Origin of the sequence: Pantoea hericii (assembly GCF_014155795.1) — a bacterium.
Lineage (GTDB): Bacteria > Pseudomonadota > Gammaproteobacteria > Enterobacterales > Enterobacteriaceae > Pantoea > Pantoea eucalypti.
This window is the reverse complement of the sequence record NZ_SCKV01000001.1, coordinates 184,524-203,975: the sequence shown is the minus strand read 5'-3', so window position 1 is coordinate 203,975 and position 19,452 is coordinate 184,524. Positions and strand designations below refer to the sequence as shown.

Below are 19,452 nucleotides of genomic sequence, written 5' to 3'. Positions count from 1 at the left end.
TTCTCTCCCCGAGGTTTGAGTCGCCATTATTGTGCGGGATGGGGGTGAGGATTGAGAAGGATTCTGCTCAGAACCCCCATAAAGGCGAAATTCTGAGCAGCATATTGCACAATTATTTATGGCGGGCGCGCAGGTTGTTGATCACGGCGCTGAAGTCCAGATCCTGATCCTGTAACAACACCATCAGGTGATAGACCAGGTCAGACGCTTCATTAGTGAGTTCATCCCGATCGTTGACGGTGGCCGCCAGCGCGGTCTCAACCCCTTCTTCGCCCACTTTCTGCGCAATGCGCTTGGTGCCGCTGGCGTAAAGCCGGGCAGTGTAGGAGCTTTCAGGATCGGCCGTCTTGCGTGACGCCAGCAGTTCTTCCAGCTGATAGAGGAAAGTCCACTCAGGCACAGCCGGCGAGAAGCAGCTGGTGGTGCCCAGATGGCAGGTCGGGCCAATCGGGTTTGCCAGCACCAGCAGCGTGTCGTTGTCGCAGTCGGGCGTAATGCTTACGACCTGCAGAAAATTGCCGGAGGTCTCGCCTTTGGTCCACAACCGGTTTTTGGTGCGGGAGAAAAAGGTGACATTGCCTTCTGCCAGCGTTTTTTCCAGCGCCTCTGGGTTCATATAGCCGTGCATCAGCACTTCGCCTGAGACGTTATGCTGAACGATGACCGGCATCATGCCCTGTGTTTTGTCCCAGTCGAGCTGGGACAGTTGTTGTTCGGTTAGCACGCGCGAATCTCCACTCCGTTGTCGATCAGGAAGCTTTTCAGCTCACCAATATTAATAATCTGCTTATGGAATACCGAGGCCGCTAAAGCACCATCCACATTCGCCTCAGTAAACGCGTCGAGGAAGTGCTGCATCGTGCCGGCACCGCCAGAGGCGATCAGGGGCACATGGCAGACTTGACGCATTTTCTTCAGCTGCACCAGGTCATAGCCGTTTCGCACGCCATCCTGGTTCATCATGTTCAGCACGATTTCGCCTGCACCCAGTTTCTGGACTTCCTGCACCCACTCCAGCGTTTCCCACTGTGTCACGCGGGTACTCGCTTCGTCACCGGTGTACTGATTCACCTGATACTTACCGCTGGCTTCATCAAACCAGGTATCAATGCCGACCACAATACACTGAACACCGAAACGTTCAGCGAGGCGGGTGATCAGCGAAGGATCGGCCAGCGCTGGTGAGTTAATCGAAATCTTATCCGCACCAAACTCCAGAATGCGCGCCGCGTCTTCCGGGGTTTTAATCCCGCCTGCTACGCAGAACGGAATATCAATCACCTCAGCCACGCGCGACACCCAGCTTTTGTCGACGACGCGGCCATCAGATGAGGCGGTGATGTCATAGAACACCAGTTCATCGGCACCTTCAGCGGCGTAGCGCTGCGCCAGCGGCACGATGTTGCCGATGATCTCGTGATTGCGAAACTGTACGCCTTTGACCACCTGGCCGTCACGTACGTCCAGGCAGGGAATTATCCGTTTTGCCAGCATGCAATCGCCTCCGAAACAGTGAATTTATCTTCCAGCAGCGCACGTCCGACAATTACGCCCTGAACACCGCTACCGCGCAGGGCGGCGATATCATTGAGTTCGCCAATGCCACCCGAAGACTGGAAAGCAATCGTCGGGAAGCGCGCCGTGACTTCCTGATAGAGCGAAACATTGGAGCCGCTGAGGGTGCCGTCGCGCGAAATGTCGGTGCACAGCACGTGCTTCAGACCCACCTGCTGAAAATCGGTAATGACCTCCTCCAGCGTCACGCCTGCCGCTTCCTGCCAGCCACTGATTGCGACTTCTTTGCGGTTACTGGCATCAATGCGCACGTCTAACGCGAGCACAATCGCCTCTGCGCCAAACTCCGCAAACCAGCGCTTTACCTCTTCAGGCTGTTTCACCGCGGTGGAACCGACCACCACACGACTGGCTCCGGCTTCCAGCAGCGCGTGAACATCGTCCCGGCTGCGAATGCCGCCACCGACCTGCACCGTGACATCAACGCCGTTAAGCAGAGTTTTCAGCAGCGCAATCTGGCGTTTCGCCGGATCTTTCGCGCCGGTTAAGTCCACCAGATGCAGTACGGTCGAGCCCTGGCTTACGTAATCCTGCAGACGGGGCAGCGGATCGCTGCCGTAATCGCGCTGCTGACCATAATCGCCCTGATGCAGACGAACCACTTTGCCGTCAATTAAATCTAACGCGGGGATAATCATTACATCTCCAGGAAGTTTTTCAGCAGCTGCGCGCCCGCTTTGCCCGAGCGTTCCGGATGGAACTGGACGCCGAAGAAGTTATCTTTCTGCACCGCGGCAGTGAAGGCTTCACCGTAGTGACACTGGGCGATGGTGCTGGCGTTAACGGGCATGGCGTAGCTGTGGACGAAGTAGAAGTAGCATCCTTCGTCGATGCCACGGAACAGATGATTGCCCGCCTGCGCGGTAATCTGGTTCCAGCCCATGTGCGGTAATGGCAGGCCATGAGTGTCCATCAAAGACACTGGCTCATCAATAATACCCAGGGTAAGCACGCCGCCATTTTCATCGCTGCCGCGTCCCAGCAGCTGCATACCCAGACAGATCCCCAGCACCGGCTGGGTACAGGCTTTCACCAGATCGATCAGGTCACGCTCCTGCAGCTGGTTCATTGCTGCCTGTGCGGTGCCGACGCCGGGCAGAAAGAGTTTGTCGGCGCGCAGCACCACATCGGGATCGCGGCTCACGTCCGGGGTGTAACCCAGACGTTCAATCGCCCACTTTACCGATGAGAGGTTGGCGCAACCGGTATCCATGATCACCACGTTCATCACAGCACTCCCTTCGAGCTTGGCAGCGTATTGCCCTCAACGCGGATCGCCTGGCGCAACGTACGACCAAAGGCTTTAAACAGGCTCTCGACCCGGTGATGGTCGTTCTTGCCTTTGGTTTTCAGATGCAGCGTGCTCATCATGGCGTAGGAGAGCGAGCTGAAGAAATGCTCGACCATCTCGGTGCTGAGATCGCCCACGCGTTGATAGTTGAACTCTGCTTTGAACTCGATGTGCGGTCGGCCGGAGATATCCAGCGCACAGCGCGCCAGGCATTCATCCATCGGCAGCACAAAGCCAAACCGGCCAATGCCGCGTTTATCTCCCAGCGCTTTCAGCAGCGCTTCGCCGAGTGCCAGACCGGTATCTTCCACCGTGTGGTGATCGTCAATGTAGAGATCGCCTTTTACTTCGATGTGCATGCGGAACCCGCCGTGCACCGCAATCTGGTCCAGCATATGGTCGAAGAAACCCACGCCGGTATTGATTTTGCTGCCGCCTTCGCGGTCCAGCCACAGTTCAACCCGCACCTGCGTCTCTTTGGTGTTGCGCTGCACCAGCGCATGGCGATCTCGCTGCGTCAGACGCTGCTGGATGGTCTGCCAGTTCTCGCCGTCAGCGCCGTAGCGGATAGGCTGAATACCCATGTTCTCTGCCAGCTGAACGTCGGTCAGGCGATCGCCAATCACGTAACTGTTGGCGGTATCCAGCGCGCCCTCTGTCAGCCAGGCTTCCACCATTTTAGTTTTGGGCTTGCGGCAGTCGCAGTGGTCGTCCGGCATGTGCGGACAGATCAGTACATCGTCAAACGCAATGCCCTGCGACGTCAGAACCTGCATCATCAGATTGTGCGGACCGTCGAAATCGGCCTGCGGAAAACGGGCGGTGCCAAGACCATCCTGGTTGGTGATCATCACCAGGCGATAACCGGCGGCCTGCAGCGCCAGCAGCGCCGGGATAACGTCTGGCTCAAACGCCAGCTTATCCAGTCGGTCCACCTGATAATCTTCAGGCGGCTCAGAGATTAATGTACCGTCGCGGTCAATAAAAAGGGTCTTCTGGCTCATGCTTGCTCCACAGAAAAGGCTTGCAGCGCGGCGATCACTCGTGCGCACTCTTCACGCGTGCCGATGGAGATGCGCAGACATCCCGACAGGCCCGGATTTTTGTTCTGATCACGCAGGATAATGCCCTGATCCCATAAGGTTTTGAAGACTTTTGGTGAATCGGTAAAGCGCGCCAGAACATAGTTAGTTTCGCTGGGGAAAACCTGCTCAACGCTGGCCAACTGAGGCAGTTCGGCCAGAAGCCAGCTGCGGTTTGCATTCAGCTCCGCAACATGTTCACGCATCAGCGCAATACCCTGTTCACTCAATGCCTGACCGGCCACATCGGCCACCGGGGTCGCCAGCGGGTAGGGCGCAATCACTTTCATCAGCAGGTCGATAACGGGCTTATTGGCCAGCGCAAAGCCGCAACGCAGGCCCGCCAGCGCAAAGGCTTTCGAGAGGGTACGCAGGACCACCAGGTGCGGATAATCCTTCAGCCAGCCAGTCAGCGTCGCCTGAGGACAAAATTCAATATAGGCTTCATCGGCCACCACCAGCGCTTTACCGGCGGTCATCGTCAGCAATTGACGGATATCATCCTGATTAATCAGGTTGCCGGTCGGGTTGTTCGGGCTGCAAAGATAAACGACTTTCACGCCGTCCAGCTGTTCCGCGATAGCAGGCAGATTCAGCTGCCAGTCGCTGAGCGCCGGCGCGGTACGGTATTCAATGCCGATGGTTTCGGCGCTGACGCTGTACATGCCATAAGTCGGTGGACAGAACAGAATCGCATCCTGCCCCGGCTCACAAAAAGCGCGCATGATCAGTTCAATCGCTTCATCTGCCCCACGGCTCACCAGCACCTGCTCCGGCGTTAAACCTGCGTAAGCCGCATAGCGCTCAATCACGATTTTCGGCTGACACTCCGGATAGCGGTTCAGTGTCTGCTGTGACAGTTCAAACGGCACCGGCAACGGAAACTCGTTGGCGTTAAGCCAGACATCGCCATTGCCACCCAGACGACGCGCCGACATATAAGGCGTGAGAGCGCGTACATTGGCGCGCGCCAGCTGCTCAATATCCTGACTCATGCTTGCTCCTTTAGTGCGGCAACGCGCAGGGTGACGGCATTTTTGTGGGCATCCAGCTGCTCGGCGGCGGCCAGGGTTTCAATGGTCGCGGCCAGATTCAGGAAGCCCTGTGGCGTCAGCTCCTGCACCGTCATGCGTTTCTGAAAATCAGCCAGGCCCAGGCTGGAACAGGTCGAAGTATAACCGTAGGTCGGTAACACGTGATTGGTGCCTGAGGCGTAATCGCCTGCGGACTCCGGTGACCAGTCGCCTAAAAATACCGAACCGGCGCTGGTGATGGACTCCACCAGTTCGCGTGGCTGGCGGGTCTGCAGAATCAGGTGCTCCGGGCCGTAAAGATTGGAAATCTCAACGCATTGCTCAAGGTCGCGCGCCACGATCAGGCGGCTGCTTTCCAGCGCCTGACGCGCCGTGGCCGCACGCGGCAACTGCGCCAGCTGCTGCTCAACGGCGACCGCGACCGCTTCGGCCAGCTTAAGTGACGGCGTCAGCAGAATCACCTGCGAGTCAGGACCATGTTCGGCCTGTGAGAGCAGATCAGACGCAACAAACGCGGGGGTGGCACCTTCATCAGCAATCACCAGCACTTCTGAAGGCCCGGCTGGCATATCAATCGCGGCGCCATCAAGACGCTGACTCACCTGACGTTTTGCTTCTGTGACCCAGGCATTGCCCGGACCAAAAATCTTGTCGACGCGCGGCACGGTTTCCGTACCGAAGGCCAGCGCGGCGATAGCCTGCGCGCCACCCACCTGGAACACCTCTTCTACGCCACACAACTGCGCGGCATAAAGAATCTCATCGGCAATCGGCGGCGGCGAACAGAGCACTACGCGGCCACAACCAGCGATACGGGCAGGTGTCGCCAGCATCAGCACGGTAGAGAAGAGCGGGGCGGAACCACCAGGAATATAGAGTCCGACCGATTTCACCGGGCGAGTGATCTGCTGGCAGCGCACGCCAGGCTGTGTTTCAACATCCACCGGCGGCAGAATCTGCGCGTTGTGGAAGGTTTCGATATTCCCCACCGCGACGGCCATCGCCTGCTTCAGTTCGTCACTTAAACGGGCGCTGGCTTCTGCTATCTGCTGCGGCGTCACGCGCAGGTTTTCCACCTGCGCTTTGTCGAAGCGGGCACTGAACTCGCGCAGAGCGTCATCGCCGTTCAGCTTTACCTGTTCCAGCACGTTGCGCACCGTCAGCGTGACGTTTTCAGAGGCGGCGATAGCGGGACGTAACAGCAGCGCCTGCTGCTGTTCGGGGGTGCACTGCTGCCACTCAATCGGGGTAGAAAAGGCCATGGCTTACTCCATCATCTTCTCAATAGGCAGCACCAGAATGGAACTGGCACCCAGTGCTTTCAGTTTTTCCATCGTTTCCCAGAACAGGGTTTCGCTGCTGACCATGTGCATCGCTACGCGGCTGACATCACCTGCCAGTGGCAGAACGGTCGGGCGCTCTGCGCCAGGCAGCAGGCTAATGACTTCTTCCAGACGCTCACTCGGCGCGTGCAGCATGATGTACTTCGATTCACGCGCTTTAATCACGCCCTGAATACGGGTCATCATTTTGTCGATCAACTCCTGCTTGGCGGCAGGCATCTCGCCGTCACGCTGAATTAATACGGCTTTGGAACGATAGATGACTTCAACTTCGCGCAGGCCGTTGGCTTCCAGGGTTGCACCGGTGGAGACCAGATCGCAGATGGCATCCGCCAGACCCGCACGGGTCGCCACTTCCACGGAACCGTTCAGTAGACAGGTTTTGAAGCTGACGCCTTTTTTGTCGAGGTATTGTTTGAGCAGGTGAGGATAAGAGGTGGCGATACGGGACTTATCAAGGCATTCCGGACCGGTGTACTCGGCGTCAGTCGCCATCGCCAGTGACAGGCGGCAGCCGCCGAAATCCAGGCGGCGCAGCGTGAAATAGCGCGGATCTTCACCCTGAGCACGACGTGAGAGCAGTTCTTCTTCCAGGACGTTTTCACCGATGATGCCTAAATCGACCACGCCATCCATCACCAGGCCAGGGATATCGTCATCGCGCACACGCAGGATGTCGATTGGCATGTTCTCCGCAAACGCAATCAGGCGCTGTTGCTGAAGGTTGATTTTAACGCCGCAGCGCGCCAGCAGTTCGCGTGAATCATCACTTAAACGGCCAGATTTCTGCATAGCTATGCGTAAACGGGTGTTATCTAACATGGTTCCTGTCCTTTTCCTGTCCTGAATGTGTGGTTACGTCAGCCCATAAAAAAACCCCCGGAAGACGATCTTCCGGGGGTTCTCTTGCGTTCACACCACTGGAAGATCTTGAAAGTCTTCCAGCACCAATCGCCTGAAAGACTAATCAGGATGATGGTGATGATGATGGTTGAACTGAACGCGTGTCATAATAATCTCGTCGATGAATGAGTATTCATTTGTGGGGTTTAACCTAACGAAGATGGCTGCGCTTGGCAACACTTTTTTAAACAGGCGATTCGGAAAGCACTGAAACAGGTTGTTCTGGTTTGCAATCCGGGGGCAAACTACGGTGAAGTCGGGGTTGATGTTTCACGTCAGGAGTCAAAATGAAGAAGGTCGCGATTGTGGGACTGGGCTGGTTGGGCATGCCGCTGGCCACGGCGTTAACCGCGCGAGGCTGGCAGGTTACCGGCAGCAAAACCACGCCAGACGGTGTTGAAGCCGCACGTCGCTGCGGGATTGAGGCGTTCCAGCTGGAACTGACGCCGGAACTGCTCTGTGATGCCGCCGATATTGAACCGCTGTTCAACGTTGATGCAGTGATCGTTACGCTGCCCGCCAGCCGCACCGCAGAAGGTGGCGAGGCCTATCTGCAGGCGGTGCAGAATGTGGTCGATACCGCGCTGGTCTACAAAGTGCCGCGCATCATCTTTACCAGCTCAACGTCAGTTTATGGCGGCAGTTCAGGTGTTAAGCGGGAAAACAGTCCGCTGGCTGCAGAAACGGTAGCCGGAAAGACGCTGGTGAAACTGGAAAGCTGGCTGCACGATCTGCCTGGGACCAGCGTGGATATTCTGCGTCTGTCCGGTCTGGTCGGGCCAAAACGCCATCCAGGTCGCTTCCTGGCGGGTAAGCAGGATGTGGCAAATGGCTCGCAGGGCGTGAATCTGGTGCATCTGGATGATGTGGTCGAGGCGATTGCGCTGCTGCTACAGTCGCCGAAAGGCGGCCGGGTGTATAATCTGAGTGCATCAAAACATCCGTCGCGTGACACATTCTATCCAGCGGTTACGCGTCAGCTGGGTCTGCAGCCGCCGCAGTTCGCGCCAGAAGCCGTCAAAGACAGTGGCAAGCTGATTGATGGTTCGCGGATCTGTAGCGAACTCGGTTTTGAGTACCGCTATGACGATCCTGTGAAGATGCCACTGGAGTAACAGATGTCTCCAAATAGATTATGTTTGAGGCAAAAGGGCTTCGTGAATTTACTTCATACATGTGTCGGGGATGAAAAAATTCAGCCTCTACACTTGGTCGTTTTCCTATAGATATCTTACAAAGAAATAGCGTGTCTGCAAATTATTATAAGACATATTCATATTTTAAGTGGGTAATAGATTTTATTACCTCGCTCACAATTACGTGTGCTTCGTTTAGTTAATTATTGTATTGAGTAAGATAGTTTAAGTTCTGAGTCACGAGCTCTAAAGGGCTTTATGCTTTACGGGCATCTGATAGGATCTCTTCTTGAAGGCACGCCATTAATACAAATTTCTGATTATTGACCAAGTTTGGCTTCAAATATAGTTACATTGTTAAACATCTGCGCCTAATACCGCTTCGGTTTAGTCAGACTATATTTTTCCTCGGGAAATGGCCTGATTTTTTCATAAAGTGGCTTACCTTTTTCAGCAGTTGCCGCATTGAACGGTATTAATAGTGGCGAGTTGTCGTGTCATGACGTGCCTGTCATAACAGCTCAACGTCATTCAATCAGGTCGATTGAATAGGTTGGAAATAACGCTGAGTTTTGGGGTCGCTTTCAGCTAGCGCTTTGTTTAATGGCTTGTTGATAATTTAGTTATCTACACATAAAGATTATGGTTTTTTTCCGTCAATATGCGGCCTTAAAGAGTTTGAGCAGGCTAATAAACAGTACTAATCTTTTACTGTTGCCATCAATGTAGCTGAATTTTCAATTGCCACAATGTAACGCCCTGGCCAGATAGTATTTTCCTTTTGTTCCAGTGTGACTTCGCAATTTTGTTGCCTGCAAAGCTGAACCGATTTTAGGATTGAGGTAAATGGGTAAATGCCCACCTCATCTTCATAAAAGACCAGATGGGCTGCGCTACATTTTTTAGTGCATTATGGATAGCAGCCAGTTTTTCTTCTTTATACGGGGCGCGGATATACAACGAATGTGCAGCACTGAGCCAGACCAATCTCAGCAGATGGCAACCAGCAACGTATCGTTCCGAATGCAACTGAAATTCGATTATATTACTAATCATTTCAACATTAATTCCGCGATCCAACAGAAGTGTTGAAAACCAAAAACGCCGGGAGAGAGTTTTATCGGCTCACGTAACAATGTACAGATAAGTTCAAAGGGCTAGTATCGGGAGCGTCCTGCGTGTAAGGATTTCTGGCCTTCAACACCCGATAAAGTAAAACAGTTAATCCAGCTACCCTAAGATGAACGGGGGCAGCAGAGCGTTCGACCAACGTCGCTGACGCGATCGTCCCGATACAGCATGAGCATATTGGTTAGTCTGCAGGCATGATTTTTTTAACGCGTTTTATGGGCTACTTTCTGCAACACGCGTCGTTCGCCGCGGGAAATGGATACTATGATCGGCATCGTTCAGTACGATTGTTGGTTTTTGATGGTTGGCGAATGATAAGATCGCGCCATCCGGGATAAGTTCCCGTTAAGTGAACTACTATTCCACGCAGCTATTTAGATTATGCGTGACGATTCAACTCTTCAACGGGAAGGGGGATTTGATTGATGCTTGATATGGCAAGTAACTAAGCTAAAGTTATACACTGCGCAGCCTGTCCAGACAGCAGATCTTGAGTCATTATCCGATGACTTGGCTTTTGAACGCTCAATAATGCTTAACAATTCTTGCGTTGTTTGTGTTCTAATGACAAGATCCGTGCCATCATTGTTAATGAGGGAATTTTAATGCTCCTTATCTTAGCACGTTACATATTTTTTAACGTGATATATACGGTTATTCAGTTGCTGGTTTTAGCTGTTTTCTTGTTGAAGAGCAATGGAAAGCTTTCGTTTACTTCGAAGCATTTTTTCTGTCCGAGATGTTTTCTTTTTTTACTAATGTCATATAGATACTTAATTCGTAAACCAGTATTATTAGCGATTTTCTGCATTTCTTCCAGGGGTGGAATGGCGTCCGACACTGACCCTAATGCCGCAGGCACAATAAAAGTCATGCCATCGAAGCTTTTGTATTTACAGCAATAGTTTATTTGTGTGGATTTTTTTGTCATCAATTTGTTATTCATTATAAAGAGAGAGTTAGTATAGTATGGATAAGAATTTTGAATGTAGCTCATACTTGAAAAGAGATATGGCTATATTTTCTCTTGTTATATATTCAATCTATTTGTCGATTGTTTTCATAGCGCCAAAAATGGGCGAAGATTATGGCTTGACCAAGCACTTCATAGATGGGGGGCTTATTCAAAGGCTCAGTTTTGCCGCTGCGAAATCTAGTATGCAGATATCAGGATGGAATGCCAGATTGGGAGAGCAAATAGCTATATTCGAGCTAAGTCTTCCACACTGGATATCAGTGATGTTTTACTCCCTATCAGTAATACCATTTATGTATTGTTTGTCACTATTATCAGGAGCCCAAGAAAAAGGACAGCGAATTCTAGTAGCACTTATCTGCATGGTAATGCTTTTTGTTCTTTGGCCAGGTATGGAAGTTTTTTTCTGGAAAACAGCGAATTCAGAGTATTTGCAGCCCATGATACTTGTTATGGCTACTGCTTTTGCATATTCCAAAAAGGAAAGACTCGAACGATTGAAATCAAGAAAGTTAACGTTCGGCACATATCTTGTTGTTTGTCTACTTTCTGGTTTAAGTTTCGAAAACGTCCCACTTGCTCTGTCCGTTGCGCTCCTTCTGCTTTGTGTGGTTGAAAATCGGAAAGGCATCTCCAACTACCTTCCGATCATATCCATTATGACAGGCTGGACTATATTGATGCTCGCTCCCTCGACAAAGATTAGGAAGGCATATTATGACTCAACGATAAACAAGGGATCTGACTTCGCAGCCTATTACATATCCAGGTTTGTAGATGTGTGTGCCAAATTTTTTGAAACAACGTCTGTTATGCTGGTCATCGCTATTGCCGCCTGTTGTTACCTTCAGAAAAAAGGAAAACTTACTGCTTACCATTACTCAATGATTGCGGCCTCCATTTTGGTCGTCGGATCTATGATGGCATCACCTTATACAGAGCCAAGAGGTTTCCTGTTCGCGTGGTGTGTTATGTTTTCTTTTGTGGCTTACGCGATAAGTGAATTAATCCAACCCGTTAAGACAAAAAATATTTTAGTAGCACCTTTTATTTTGTCTCTTTTCTTTGGTTTGTATACTTTTAATATATATTCTGAAGTTAGCTTTAAATCGAATGAGCGTGAAGCTAAAATTCTTTCTGCATATGGAACAAAGGAGTGTGAAACTGGAGTGAAGGTGTCACACCTGAATACAGATGCGGGATACAGGTATATAAACAATAGAGATGATTGGTTTATGTTTAATATGACTAACAAGCCAAATTATTTTTATAGTTGCATTTTGAAAGGTTAGTATTAATAAATTTACGAGGCACTATATGTTTAATTTATTATTAGTATAGTATTTTTATATATCAACAGATTGGGCTGCATTATTTTTTGTAGCCTAATAATTTGAAGTCTAATTCCACTTTTTTAGGGTGTGACATGTATGTCCAGATTTTCAATCGATAAACAACCAGGCGGTATGTCATCGGACTTAGGCTCAATGTAATTATTTATAAATCCTACTCAGTTAATTTTAATTAAATCATAACTTACTTCTGCTTTTTAACTAAGATTTTGCAGAAATCGCGATTTAGTCTTTATTTCTAAATTGTCCCAGTATCAGATACAACCGTCAGTTAGCAATGTCGGTTTGTTTAACTTCACATTTTCCATTTCGCCACCGTGCTGCAAACGCTGATTGTGTCTGATAATTAAGTGTTAAATATAAACGACACTCGTCATAATCCTGCCGCCAGTCATTAATAATTCTCCTGTTGTAAACGATATCGGTGAACCAGTGCTCATTCAGACATTCATCGCTAAATTCGTCCGTTAAAACTCTCAATCAATCCGTTCTATTGGCTGGATAAGTCGCAACTCAACGCCATGCTCAAAGGACCATTGAACCAGTGCGCGGCATGCGAATCCCGGCCTCTTGTCAGTTTTCATCGTCGCTGGATAGCCCCAAAAAAGTGCAATGCTTTCCAAAATGCGCATGACCTGAACATCTGAAATTTCGAATGCAGTGGTAAACGTTGGACACTCCTTCGTTAAGTCGTCCACACATGTCAGGCACCTAATCCGCGGCCGCTGGCAAGTGCATTCATGACAAGATCCATCGACCATGTCAGGTTCGGCGCATCCGGGCGAAAAAGCGGAAGCCGCTCAGTCGCCAGACTCTTATGGCGCCGCTTGCGCTTTACTCCCAAGCCGTTGAACTGATAGATGTCGGTATACCCGCTTGTGGTTGATGTAAAGGCCTCCCCGGTGCAATAATTGCCAGGTGCGCCGGTAATCAAAGCGGCGGCGTTCAAGTGCCAGGTAAATGCAGCTACGCGTCAGCAGCCAGACGCTGAGTCGAATAACGGCAGGTTGAAAGTGGCAGACCTGCCAGACTGCAGACACGGCGTTGCGAAAGAAAAATTGCATCACACATGACCTCCACGGCTTCCCACTTCTGATCTGTCGTCAGAACTTTCGGCCCAGAACCACCTGAAATGCCTCTATACCGCTATCCTTCTTACGTAGGGTGTAAAACGTGGCGTTGAAAATGGCGTGCTTACGGTAGGACTTTTTGGCGGAAACTCCGGCTTAGGCCTCGTGGAGAATACTGTTGATCTGTTTGTTGTAAAAAAAGCTTCTTCTTGAGGGGCCTCATGTGGCTTATGAAGACATTATTGAAATAGGCGGTACCAATCAACTGAGAGAAAGTCACTCAATCCTAAAATTAGAGTAAAGGTGCAAGTTTCGTTCATATAATATTACCTTGAATTTACAGATTGGAATAAATGCGAGACTTTTATTATCTCCCTTTCTTTTTGATGCTCATTAATTATTCCCCCTGAGGTCTGGAAAAAATTGATACCAATCTTATCAAGTTAGGTAAAATTCAGGGGGGCATAGCACTAATCTATCCTAATCTTCATTTAATTGCCTAATGCAGCGATGCTCTTTTTTGATTATATATTTAGGACGTTGTTTGGTCTCAATATAAATTCTACCTATATACTCACCCAGCACGCCTATCCCTATTAGCTGAATGCCTCCAAGGAATAAAATCGAAACCAGGATTGACGGATAACCAGCCACTGGGTTTCCCCAGATTAGTTTGTCGGCAATCATCCATACGCCGTATAAGAAAGAGAGACCGGCTACAAAAAAACCGATATAAGTCCACATGCGCAAAGGAAACGTAGAGAATGACGTTATACCCTCTAGTGCCAGGTTCCAGAGTTTCCATCCATTAAATTTTGTCGAACCAGCAACGCGTTCAGCTCGAGTGTATTCAACCACCTCTGTTCTACCACCCACCCATGAAAGAATGCCTTTCATGAACAGATTTCGCTCAGGCAAAAGCTTAATGTTATCGACAACATGGCGGGACATTAGCCTGAAATCGCCCACATTTTCTTCAATCTGCGGTTTGCTAATCATGTTGTGCAACTTATAGAACCATTCAGCGCTTTTACGCTTAAGACGGCTATCTGATGAACGGTCCACACGCTTAGCAAGTACAACATCTGCACCTTCTTTCCATTTCGAAAGCAGAAGAGGAATAACATCGATTGGGTCCTGCAGGTCAACATCTATAGGAATAACAACATCTCCAGTTGATGCTTCAAGACCTGCAAAAAGAGCAGGTTCTTTACCAAAATTTCGTGTAAAGCTGACATATTTTACCAAGACGTCATTTTTCATGATCGCCTGAATCAGAGATTCTGTGTTGTCAGTGCTACCATCGTTGACGAAAACAATCTCAATCTCATCATCTGCAAGCGGCATGTAATTTCTTACGGTCTGATAGAAAACAGGAAGTGCTTCCTGTTCGTTTAAAACGGGAACAACAAGCGATATCTTCATTTCTTATCTCTGAAAATAATATATTTTGAATAGATAAAACCACACACCAGACTTATTGCTGAGAAGACGACGAGGGTGATGATCGGATTCACCTTCATGCGATCGGCGTATGCACCAATCATGACGGCCACCATCCCCATGAAAACCACATACATGATGTATCGCGTAGTAGTGGCTTCAGAACCAAACGTCCATTTTGCGTTAGCAAAGAAAGAGAAGGTGACGGCAACACAGAACGCAATAAAGTTGGAGAGTGATTGCTGTAGCCCACTCGTGACACAGATAGCGAAGGTGGTCCAATGAATTAGCGTGTTAATGACACCAACTGACATGTATCTTGCAAAAAGTTTCAGCATGGCAAAATTCTGTAAAAAGTGAGGGGCAAATCCTGACACTTGCCAGCGTCAGGATCAAGAAATTGTTAAAGGGGGTTAAGTGAGTTACTCGGGGAAATCCGTTAAGGTGGTCTATTGAATGAAAAAGGCCTATACAGAGGCCAGCGATTTCTAATGATGTGAATCAGGAAGTGCAAGATCAGTCCGCACTCAGCAAAAAAATTAGTGACCCTGTCTGTTCTTATGAAAATCCCGTGGCATTGGTGCTCTAAAATAGATGGAAAGCCATGAGTCGGGCATCAGCAGCATCGGAATGTTGCAGTAGAGGTTGATGAGTGTACCCCTTAAAACTCATCAACCTGGCGATCGCCAGAAATCGATAAAGTCCAAACTTCTGACGGAAAGAGCCTCTGGCCGGGCTGCACAATAAAATAATCGACTACACCCCCAATCGGTCCCTCAGCGCGTACCACACCGCGCCCATCGCCGTCAGCGGCACTTTAAACCGCCGTCCGCCGGGAAAGGGCAGGTGAGGCAGGCGGGCAAAAGCATCGAACCGTTCGGCGTCGCCGCGTAACACTTCGCTGATTAGCTTGCCGGAGAGATGCGTGCTGGTCACACCATGGCCGCTGTCGCCCTGCATGAAATAGACATTGTTCTCCAGCCGGCCAAACTGCGGCATGCGCGACAGCGTCAGCAGGAAATTGCCGCTCCAGCTGAAGTCAAGCTTCACATTCTGCAACTGCGGGAACGTGCGCGCCAGTTTGGGTCGTATTAACGCTTCGATATCCGCCGGTTCACGTGCGCCATAGACCACACCGCCGCCATAAAGTAGCCGCTTATCTGCGGTCAGTCGGAAGTAATCCAGCAGATAGTTACAATCTTCCACACAGTAGTTGTTCGGCATCAGCGATAACGCCTGGTCGGGTGTCAGCGGCTCGGTCGCGACAATCTGCGATCCACACGGCATGCTTTTCCTGCTCAGGCGCGGCTCCAGTTGCGGTGACAGATAGGCGTTACCGGCGAAGATCACAAACGTTGCGCTCACCTCGCCGTGAGCCGTTTTCACCCGATTAGGTGTGCCGTAAACCACATTGGTTGCCGCAGACTGTTCATAGATGCGCCCGCCATGTCGCCGGATGGCTTCTGCTTCACCCAGTGCCAGGTTCAGCGGATGCAGATGACCGCCACGCCGATCCAGCAGTCCGCCGACGTAGCGTTCGGTGGCGACTTCGCGGCGAATGGCGCGTTCGTCCAGCAGCTCCAGATCGTAATTGCCATACTGCTGCCATAACGCTTTCTGTTTCTGCAGATGCGCCATCTGGCGCGTATTCAGGGCCGCAAAGATGCCGCCAGGACGGTAGTCACACTCAATTGCATACCGCTTGATGCGGTCGCGGATAATCTCAGCGCCTTCAAACATCATGCCGCCCAGCATGCGGGCGCTCTCTTTGCCGTAACGCTGTTCAATCACATCCACGTCGCGGCTGTAGGAGTTCACCACCTGACCGCCATTACGACCGCTGGCACCAAAGCCGACGCGTGCTGCTTCCAGCACGACCACGTCGTAACCCACCTCGGTCAGATGCAGTGCCGCCGAAAGACCGGTGAAACCACCGCCAATAATGCAGACGTCACACTGAATGCTCTCCTGCAGCGTCGGCCAGGGCGCATGCGTATTGGCTGTCGCAGCGTAATAACTCTCCACATAATTCATAACAACCTCCGGAATGCGCCTAGAAATTTGCTGGCGTGTGGGCACTGACAATGCGGCACGGGAAGTCTGCACTGTTGGTAAAGCTGTGCGGTAAGCCGGTATCAATCACGTAGCTCTCTCCGGCGGAGAGATGAAACGCTTGTCCGTTAATCACCAGCGTAATTTCGCCTTCCAGCAGCGTGCCGGTTTCCTCGCCCGGATGACGCAGCTTCTCGCCGGTACTGGCGCCGGGTTGATACGTTTCCAGCAGCATGCCCAGCGAGCGCTGCGCACCACCGTTGTCGATCAGCTTCAGCGAAACACCCTGGCTGCCAATCTCCACCAGGTCGCCGGGACGGACAATCACTTTGGGTTCTGCGTCCGGTTTGGGTTCCGAAAAGAATTCTGACAGCGATAGCCCATAAACCTTCAGCAGCTTCTGCAGCGTGCTGACTGCCGGGCTGACTTTATCCTGCTCAATGGTACTGATGGCGCTGTGAGTCAGCCCGGCCTGTTCGGCAACCCGGCGTTGCGACAGCCCCAGCGTCTGGCGAATCTGCGCCAGCCGTCGTCCTGGTGCCAGCGTGGCATCACTCATCTGCTTTTCCCCTGTGATAGCGAATGGCGGCCTGAATAAAGCCGCTGAACAGCGCCTGCGATCCCGCCGTGCTTTCTGGCTGCCACTCGGGATGCCACTGTACCGCGAGGGCGAAGGGATGATGGCGCAGACTGACGGCCTCAATCAGGCCATCCGGCGCACGCGCTTCAACGCGCAGTTGCGGGCCCGGTTCGCGTACGCCCTGATGATGCAGTGAATTGACCCTCAGTGGGCTATCACTGTCGAGTAATGTTGCCAGCACGCCATCCGGTTCGATAGTGACCTGATGTGCCGGTGCATACTGTTGATCCAGTGGCAGCGTCTCATCTTCATGATGACGCTGAAACGGCGGCTGACCGCTGACTTCTCTCCACAGCGCGCCGCCATTCGCCACCACCAGCTCCTGCATGCCACGGCAGATGCCGAATATCGGCATTTTATGGCTGGTGGCCCAGGTGATCAGCTGAAAGGCAAGATGGTCCCGCCCCGGATCGGCATGGGGCTCTTCGCCCGGCTCGCCATAATGCCAGGGTTCGATATTACTTGGGCTGCCGGTTAGCAGCAGGCCATCCAGAACAGCCATAGCGTTTTCTAATAGATGAGGGGCATTCATCAGACTGTGGGGAAGTGCCAGCGGCACACCGCCTGCAAGAACAATCGCGTCGATATATTTGTTTTGAACCGTCTGGGTCAGATGGCCGCCCAAATCTTTCTGACACATCACTACGCCAATCAACGGCTTGTCAAAAATAATGCCCATCTCCCGTCCTCGCATCGCTGTTCGAAATATCTACCGAAAAGGCACGTCTGGTGACTAAGTGTGCAATATTTTTTCAATCTAACAACCTGCTGTTTGTTCTTCAAACAGAATTGTTACATTTGCACACTTTTTATGTTGGCGCTATGTTAGTGGTGTGGCTGTTATTTTGAGCATTACGCAAACCTAATAGGGGCGGGTGAGATCATGACTAACCTGGTAGAAGTGGAAGACTTCATGCTTCACAGTGAAGAGAAACGAACCAGCGCGTTCCAGCTTGAGGTGAAAACCTGGCTGGAGCGCCATCCTGAAACGCAGTATGTCGACATCCTGTTAAATGATCTAAATGGTGTGTTCCGCGGCAAGCGCATTCCGGTCTCTGCGCTGTCTAAACTGGAAAAAGGGTGTTATTTCCCCGCCTCGGTGTTTGCCATGGATATCCTCGGCAACACGGTGGAAGAAGCGGGACTCGGCCAGTCACTGGGCGAACCTGATAACCTCTGTCTGCCCGTCACCGGTACGTTAGTTCCCTCCGCGTCTGACCCTCAACACATTGCGCAGCTGTTGTTAACCATGTGCAACCAAGATGGCACTCCCTTTGACGTTGAACCCCGAAATGTCCTTAACCGGCTGTGGCAACAGCTGCGTAACCGAGGGCTGTTTCCGGTGGTAGCGGTAGAGCTGGAGTTCTATCTGGTGGACAAAAAGCGTGATGCAGAAGGCTTTATCCAGCCGCCGTGTTCGCCTGGTAGTGATGAACGCAATATGCAGAGCCAGGTCTACTCGGTAGATAACCTCGATCACTTCGCCGATGTGCTTCGAGACATTGACGATCTGGCGCGTCAGCAGGGTATACCGGCCGACGGCGCACTGGCGGAGGCCTCGCCCGGACAGTTTGAAATTAACCTTCACCACACGCGCGACGTGCTGCGCGCCTGCGACCATGCGGTGCAGCTCAAGCGTCTGATTCGTCAGGTGGCGGAAAATCACGGTATGACCGCAACATTTATGGCCAAGCCGTATGAGGAATATGCGGGCAGCGGCATGCATGTGCATATCAGCATGCTGGATGCGGCCGATCACAATGCTTTCGCCTGCGATGACGGCAGTGATTCGCCACTGATGAAACGCGCGCTGGCCGGGATGATCGATCTGATGCCCGCGTCAATGGCGCTGCTGGCACCTAACGTGAATGCCTATCGCCGCTTTGTTCCGGATGCCTATGTGCCGTTACAGGCCTCATGGGGCCATAACAACCGGACGGTTGCGCTGCGCGTTCCCTGTGGCGATATTGATAACCATCGTATCGAGTATCGCGTGGCCGGTGCCGATGCTAACCCTTATCTGGTGGTGTCGGCTATCCTGGCCGGGATGCTCCATGGACTCGATACTCAGTTGCCGTTGCCGCATCCGGTCACTGGCAACGGTCATCATGCCGAGGGGCTGGCACTGCCGATTCGTCAGAGCGATGCACTGTATGAATTTGACAACAGTTATCCGTTGCAGAAGTTACTGGGCGAACGTTTTGCCAGTGTCTGGCACAGCTGCAAAAATTATGAACTGATGCAGTTTGAACGGCTGATTACCTCTACGGAAATTGACTGGATGCTGAAAAACGCCTGAAACGCCGGTTTACCAGCAATTCCGTGCGTTATTTTTGCATATGATGTCCCGATGGCTTGTATTTCTGCCACGGGTTGGGGCAGAATACGCGGCCTGCAAAATCAGATGATAACCGACGCTTCACG

General features: G+C 51.5%; 17 protein-coding genes, 2 pseudogenes and 1 other annotated feature. Of the genes and pseudogenes, 3 read left to right on the top strand and 16 right to left on the bottom strand.

The window, feature by feature from the left end; translation table 11 throughout:
- Positions 1–112 precede the first annotated feature (112 nt).
- The 9 genes from hisIE to hisL all read right to left on the bottom strand — a co-directional run bounded on the left by hisIE (position 113) and on the right by hisL (position 7,336).
- Complete coding sequence (gene hisIE / locus H7K52_RS00965) at positions 113–724, bottom strand: bifunctional phosphoribosyl-AMP cyclohydrolase/phosphoribosyl-ATP diphosphatase HisIE (RefSeq protein WP_039659822.1); 612 nt, start codon at positions 722–724, stop codon at positions 113–115.
- On the bottom strand, positions 718–1,494 hold the full coding sequence (hisF, locus tag H7K52_RS00960; protein WP_182629532.1) for an imidazole glycerol phosphate synthase subunit HisF: 777 nt from the start codon (positions 1,492–1,494) through the stop codon (positions 718–720). Before hisF ends, hisIE begins: the two co-directional genes overlap by 7 nt.
- Positions 1,476–2,213, bottom strand: a complete 738-nt coding sequence (gene hisA, locus H7K52_RS00955) for a 1-(5-phosphoribosyl)-5-[(5-phosphoribosylamino)methylideneamino]imidazole-4-carboxamide isomerase (protein ID WP_182629531.1) — start codon at positions 2,211–2,213, stop codon at positions 1,476–1,478. Before hisA ends, hisF begins: the two co-directional genes overlap by 19 nt.
- The gene (hisH, locus tag H7K52_RS00950) at positions 2,213–2,803 is read right to left on the bottom strand and encodes an imidazole glycerol phosphate synthase subunit HisH (protein WP_182629530.1); all 591 of its coding nucleotides are present in this window, start codon (positions 2,801–2,803) and stop codon (positions 2,213–2,215) included. The genes hisA and hisH overlap by 1 nt, the downstream gene beginning before the upstream one ends.
- On the bottom strand, positions 2,803–3,870 hold the full coding sequence (gene hisB / locus H7K52_RS00945) for a bifunctional histidinol-phosphatase/imidazoleglycerol-phosphate dehydratase HisB (RefSeq protein WP_078804558.1): 1,068 nt from the start codon (positions 3,868–3,870) through the stop codon (positions 2,803–2,805). Before hisB ends, hisH begins: the two co-directional genes overlap by 1 nt.
- The gene (gene hisC / locus H7K52_RS00940) at positions 3,867–4,943 is read right to left on the bottom strand and encodes a histidinol-phosphate transaminase (protein ID WP_182629529.1); all 1,077 of its coding nucleotides are present in this window, start codon (positions 4,941–4,943) and stop codon (positions 3,867–3,869) included. The genes hisB and hisC overlap by 4 nt, the downstream gene beginning before the upstream one ends.
- Positions 4,940–6,244, bottom strand: coding sequence for a histidinol dehydrogenase (gene hisD, locus H7K52_RS00935; RefSeq protein ID WP_039659829.1), 1,305 nt, complete (start codon positions 6,242–6,244; stop codon positions 4,940–4,942). The genes hisC and hisD overlap by 4 nt, the downstream gene beginning before the upstream one ends.
- A 3-nt stretch (positions 6,245–6,247) precedes the next feature.
- Positions 6,248–7,147: an ATP phosphoribosyltransferase gene (gene hisG, locus H7K52_RS00930; RefSeq protein WP_004571317.1), complete on the bottom strand. Its 900-nt coding sequence runs from the start codon at positions 7,145–7,147 to the stop codon at positions 6,248–6,250.
- Positions 7,148–7,192: 45 nt separating this feature from the next.
- Positions 7,193–7,313: a sequence feature (His leader region), on the bottom strand.
- Positions 7,289–7,336: a his operon leader peptide gene (gene hisL / locus H7K52_RS00925; RefSeq protein ID WP_100396937.1), complete on the bottom strand. Its 48-nt coding sequence runs from the start codon at positions 7,334–7,336 to the stop codon at positions 7,289–7,291. Its footprint overlaps the feature before it by 25 nt.
- 179 nt (positions 7,337–7,515) lie before the next feature.
- Here hisL and H7K52_RS00920 point away from each other — a divergent pair, with 179 nt between their 5' ends.
- Positions 7,516–8,343: an SDR family oxidoreductase gene (locus H7K52_RS00920; protein ID WP_182629528.1), complete on the top strand. Its 828-nt coding sequence runs from the start codon at positions 7,516–7,518 to the stop codon at positions 8,341–8,343.
- A 412-nt stretch (positions 8,344–8,755) separates the two neighbouring features.
- Here the strand turns inward: H7K52_RS00920 and H7K52_RS18895 are convergent.
- A pseudogene (locus H7K52_RS18895) lies at positions 8,756–9,770 on the bottom strand (transposase).
- A gap of 694 nt (positions 9,771–10,464) precedes the next feature.
- On the opposite strand from H7K52_RS18895, the gene H7K52_RS00915 reads away from it, so the two are divergent.
- Positions 10,465–11,763, top strand: coding sequence for a DUF6056 family protein (locus H7K52_RS00915; protein WP_220486687.1), 1,299 nt, complete (start codon positions 10,465–10,467; stop codon positions 11,761–11,763).
- A gap of 327 nt (positions 11,764–12,090) precedes the next feature.
- Here the strand turns inward: H7K52_RS00915 and H7K52_RS00910 are convergent.
- From H7K52_RS00910 to puuD, 6 genes and pseudogenes are all read right to left on the bottom strand, one after another.
- Positions 12,091–13,076: pseudogene (locus H7K52_RS00910) on the bottom strand (DDE-type integrase/transposase/recombinase).
- A 297-nt stretch (positions 13,077–13,373) separates the two neighbouring features.
- Positions 13,374–14,318: a glycosyltransferase family 2 protein gene (locus H7K52_RS00905; RefSeq protein WP_110411271.1), complete on the bottom strand. Its 945-nt coding sequence runs from the start codon at positions 14,316–14,318 to the stop codon at positions 13,374–13,376.
- On the bottom strand, positions 14,315–14,674 hold the full coding sequence (locus tag H7K52_RS00900) for a GtrA family protein (RefSeq protein ID WP_110411272.1): 360 nt from the start codon (positions 14,672–14,674) through the stop codon (positions 14,315–14,317). The genes H7K52_RS00905 and H7K52_RS00900 overlap by 4 nt, the downstream gene beginning before the upstream one ends.
- Before the next feature lie 418 nt (positions 14,675–15,092).
- Complete coding sequence (locus tag H7K52_RS00895) at positions 15,093–16,370, bottom strand: NAD(P)/FAD-dependent oxidoreductase (RefSeq protein ID WP_182629526.1); 1,278 nt, start codon at positions 16,368–16,370, stop codon at positions 15,093–15,095.
- Positions 16,371–16,389: 19 nt separating this feature from the next.
- Positions 16,390–16,947: an HTH-type transcriptional regulator PuuR gene (puuR, locus tag H7K52_RS00890; protein ID WP_008926054.1), complete on the bottom strand. Its 558-nt coding sequence runs from the start codon at positions 16,945–16,947 to the stop codon at positions 16,390–16,392.
- A complete protein-coding gene (puuD, locus tag H7K52_RS00885; RefSeq protein ID WP_182629525.1) occupies positions 16,940–17,707 on the bottom strand; it encodes a gamma-glutamyl-gamma-aminobutyrate hydrolase in 768 nt (255 codons plus the stop codon). Before puuD ends, puuR begins: the two co-directional genes overlap by 8 nt.
- A 204-nt stretch (positions 17,708–17,911) precedes the next feature.
- On the opposite strand from puuD, the gene H7K52_RS00880 reads away from it, so the two are divergent.
- The gene (locus tag H7K52_RS00880; protein WP_004571329.1) at positions 17,912–19,327 is read left to right on the top strand and encodes a glutamine synthetase family protein; all 1,416 of its coding nucleotides are present in this window, start codon (positions 17,912–17,914) and stop codon (positions 19,325–19,327) included.
- The last annotated feature ends 125 nt before the right edge of the window (positions 19,328–19,452 follow it).

Excerpts from the sequence above, each read along its gene's own strand:
- H7K52_RS00900 (WP_110411272.1), bottom strand. The coding sequence starts at position 14,674 with ATGCTGAAACTTTTTGCAAGATACATGTCAGTTGGTGTCATTAACACG.
- hisF (WP_182629532.1), bottom strand. The coding sequence starts at position 1,494 with ATGCTGGCAAAACGGATAATTCCCTGCCTGGACGTACGTGACGGCCAG.
- H7K52_RS00915 (WP_220486687.1), top strand. The coding sequence starts at position 10,465 with ATGGATAAGAATTTTGAATGTAGCTCATACTTGAAAAGAGATATGGCT.
- H7K52_RS00895 (WP_182629526.1), bottom strand. The coding sequence starts at position 16,370 with ATGAATTATGTGGAGAGTTATTACGCTGCGACAGCCAATACGCATGCG.
- hisC (WP_182629529.1), bottom strand. The coding sequence starts at position 4,943 with ATGAGTCAGGATATTGAGCAGCTGGCGCGCGCCAATGTACGCGCTCTC.
- H7K52_RS00920 (WP_182629528.1), top strand. The coding sequence starts at position 7,516 with ATGAAGAAGGTCGCGATTGTGGGACTGGGCTGGTTGGGCATGCCGCTG.
- H7K52_RS00880 (WP_004571329.1), top strand. The coding sequence starts at position 17,912 with ATGACTAACCTGGTAGAAGTGGAAGACTTCATGCTTCACAGTGAAGAG.
- hisB (WP_078804558.1), bottom strand. The coding sequence starts at position 3,870 with ATGAGCCAGAAGACCCTTTTTATTGACCGCGACGGTACATTAATCTCT.
- hisH (WP_182629530.1), bottom strand. The coding sequence starts at position 2,803 with ATGAACGTGGTGATCATGGATACCGGTTGCGCCAACCTCTCATCGGTA.
- puuR (WP_008926054.1), bottom strand. The coding sequence starts at position 16,947 with ATGAGTGATGCCACGCTGGCACCAGGACGACGGCTGGCGCAGATTCGC.
- H7K52_RS00905 (WP_110411271.1), bottom strand. The coding sequence starts at position 14,318 with ATGAAGATATCGCTTGTTGTTCCCGTTTTAAACGAACAGGAAGCACTT.
- hisD (WP_039659829.1), bottom strand. The coding sequence starts at position 6,244 with ATGGCCTTTTCTACCCCGATTGAGTGGCAGCAGTGCACCCCCGAACAG.
- hisG (WP_004571317.1), bottom strand. The coding sequence starts at position 7,147 with ATGTTAGATAACACCCGTTTACGCATAGCTATGCAGAAATCTGGCCGT.
- puuD (WP_182629525.1), bottom strand. The coding sequence starts at position 17,707 with ATGGGCATTATTTTTGACAAGCCGTTGATTGGCGTAGTGATGTGTCAG.
- hisA (WP_182629531.1), bottom strand. The coding sequence starts at position 2,213 with ATGATTATCCCCGCGTTAGATTTAATTGACGGCAAAGTGGTTCGTCTG.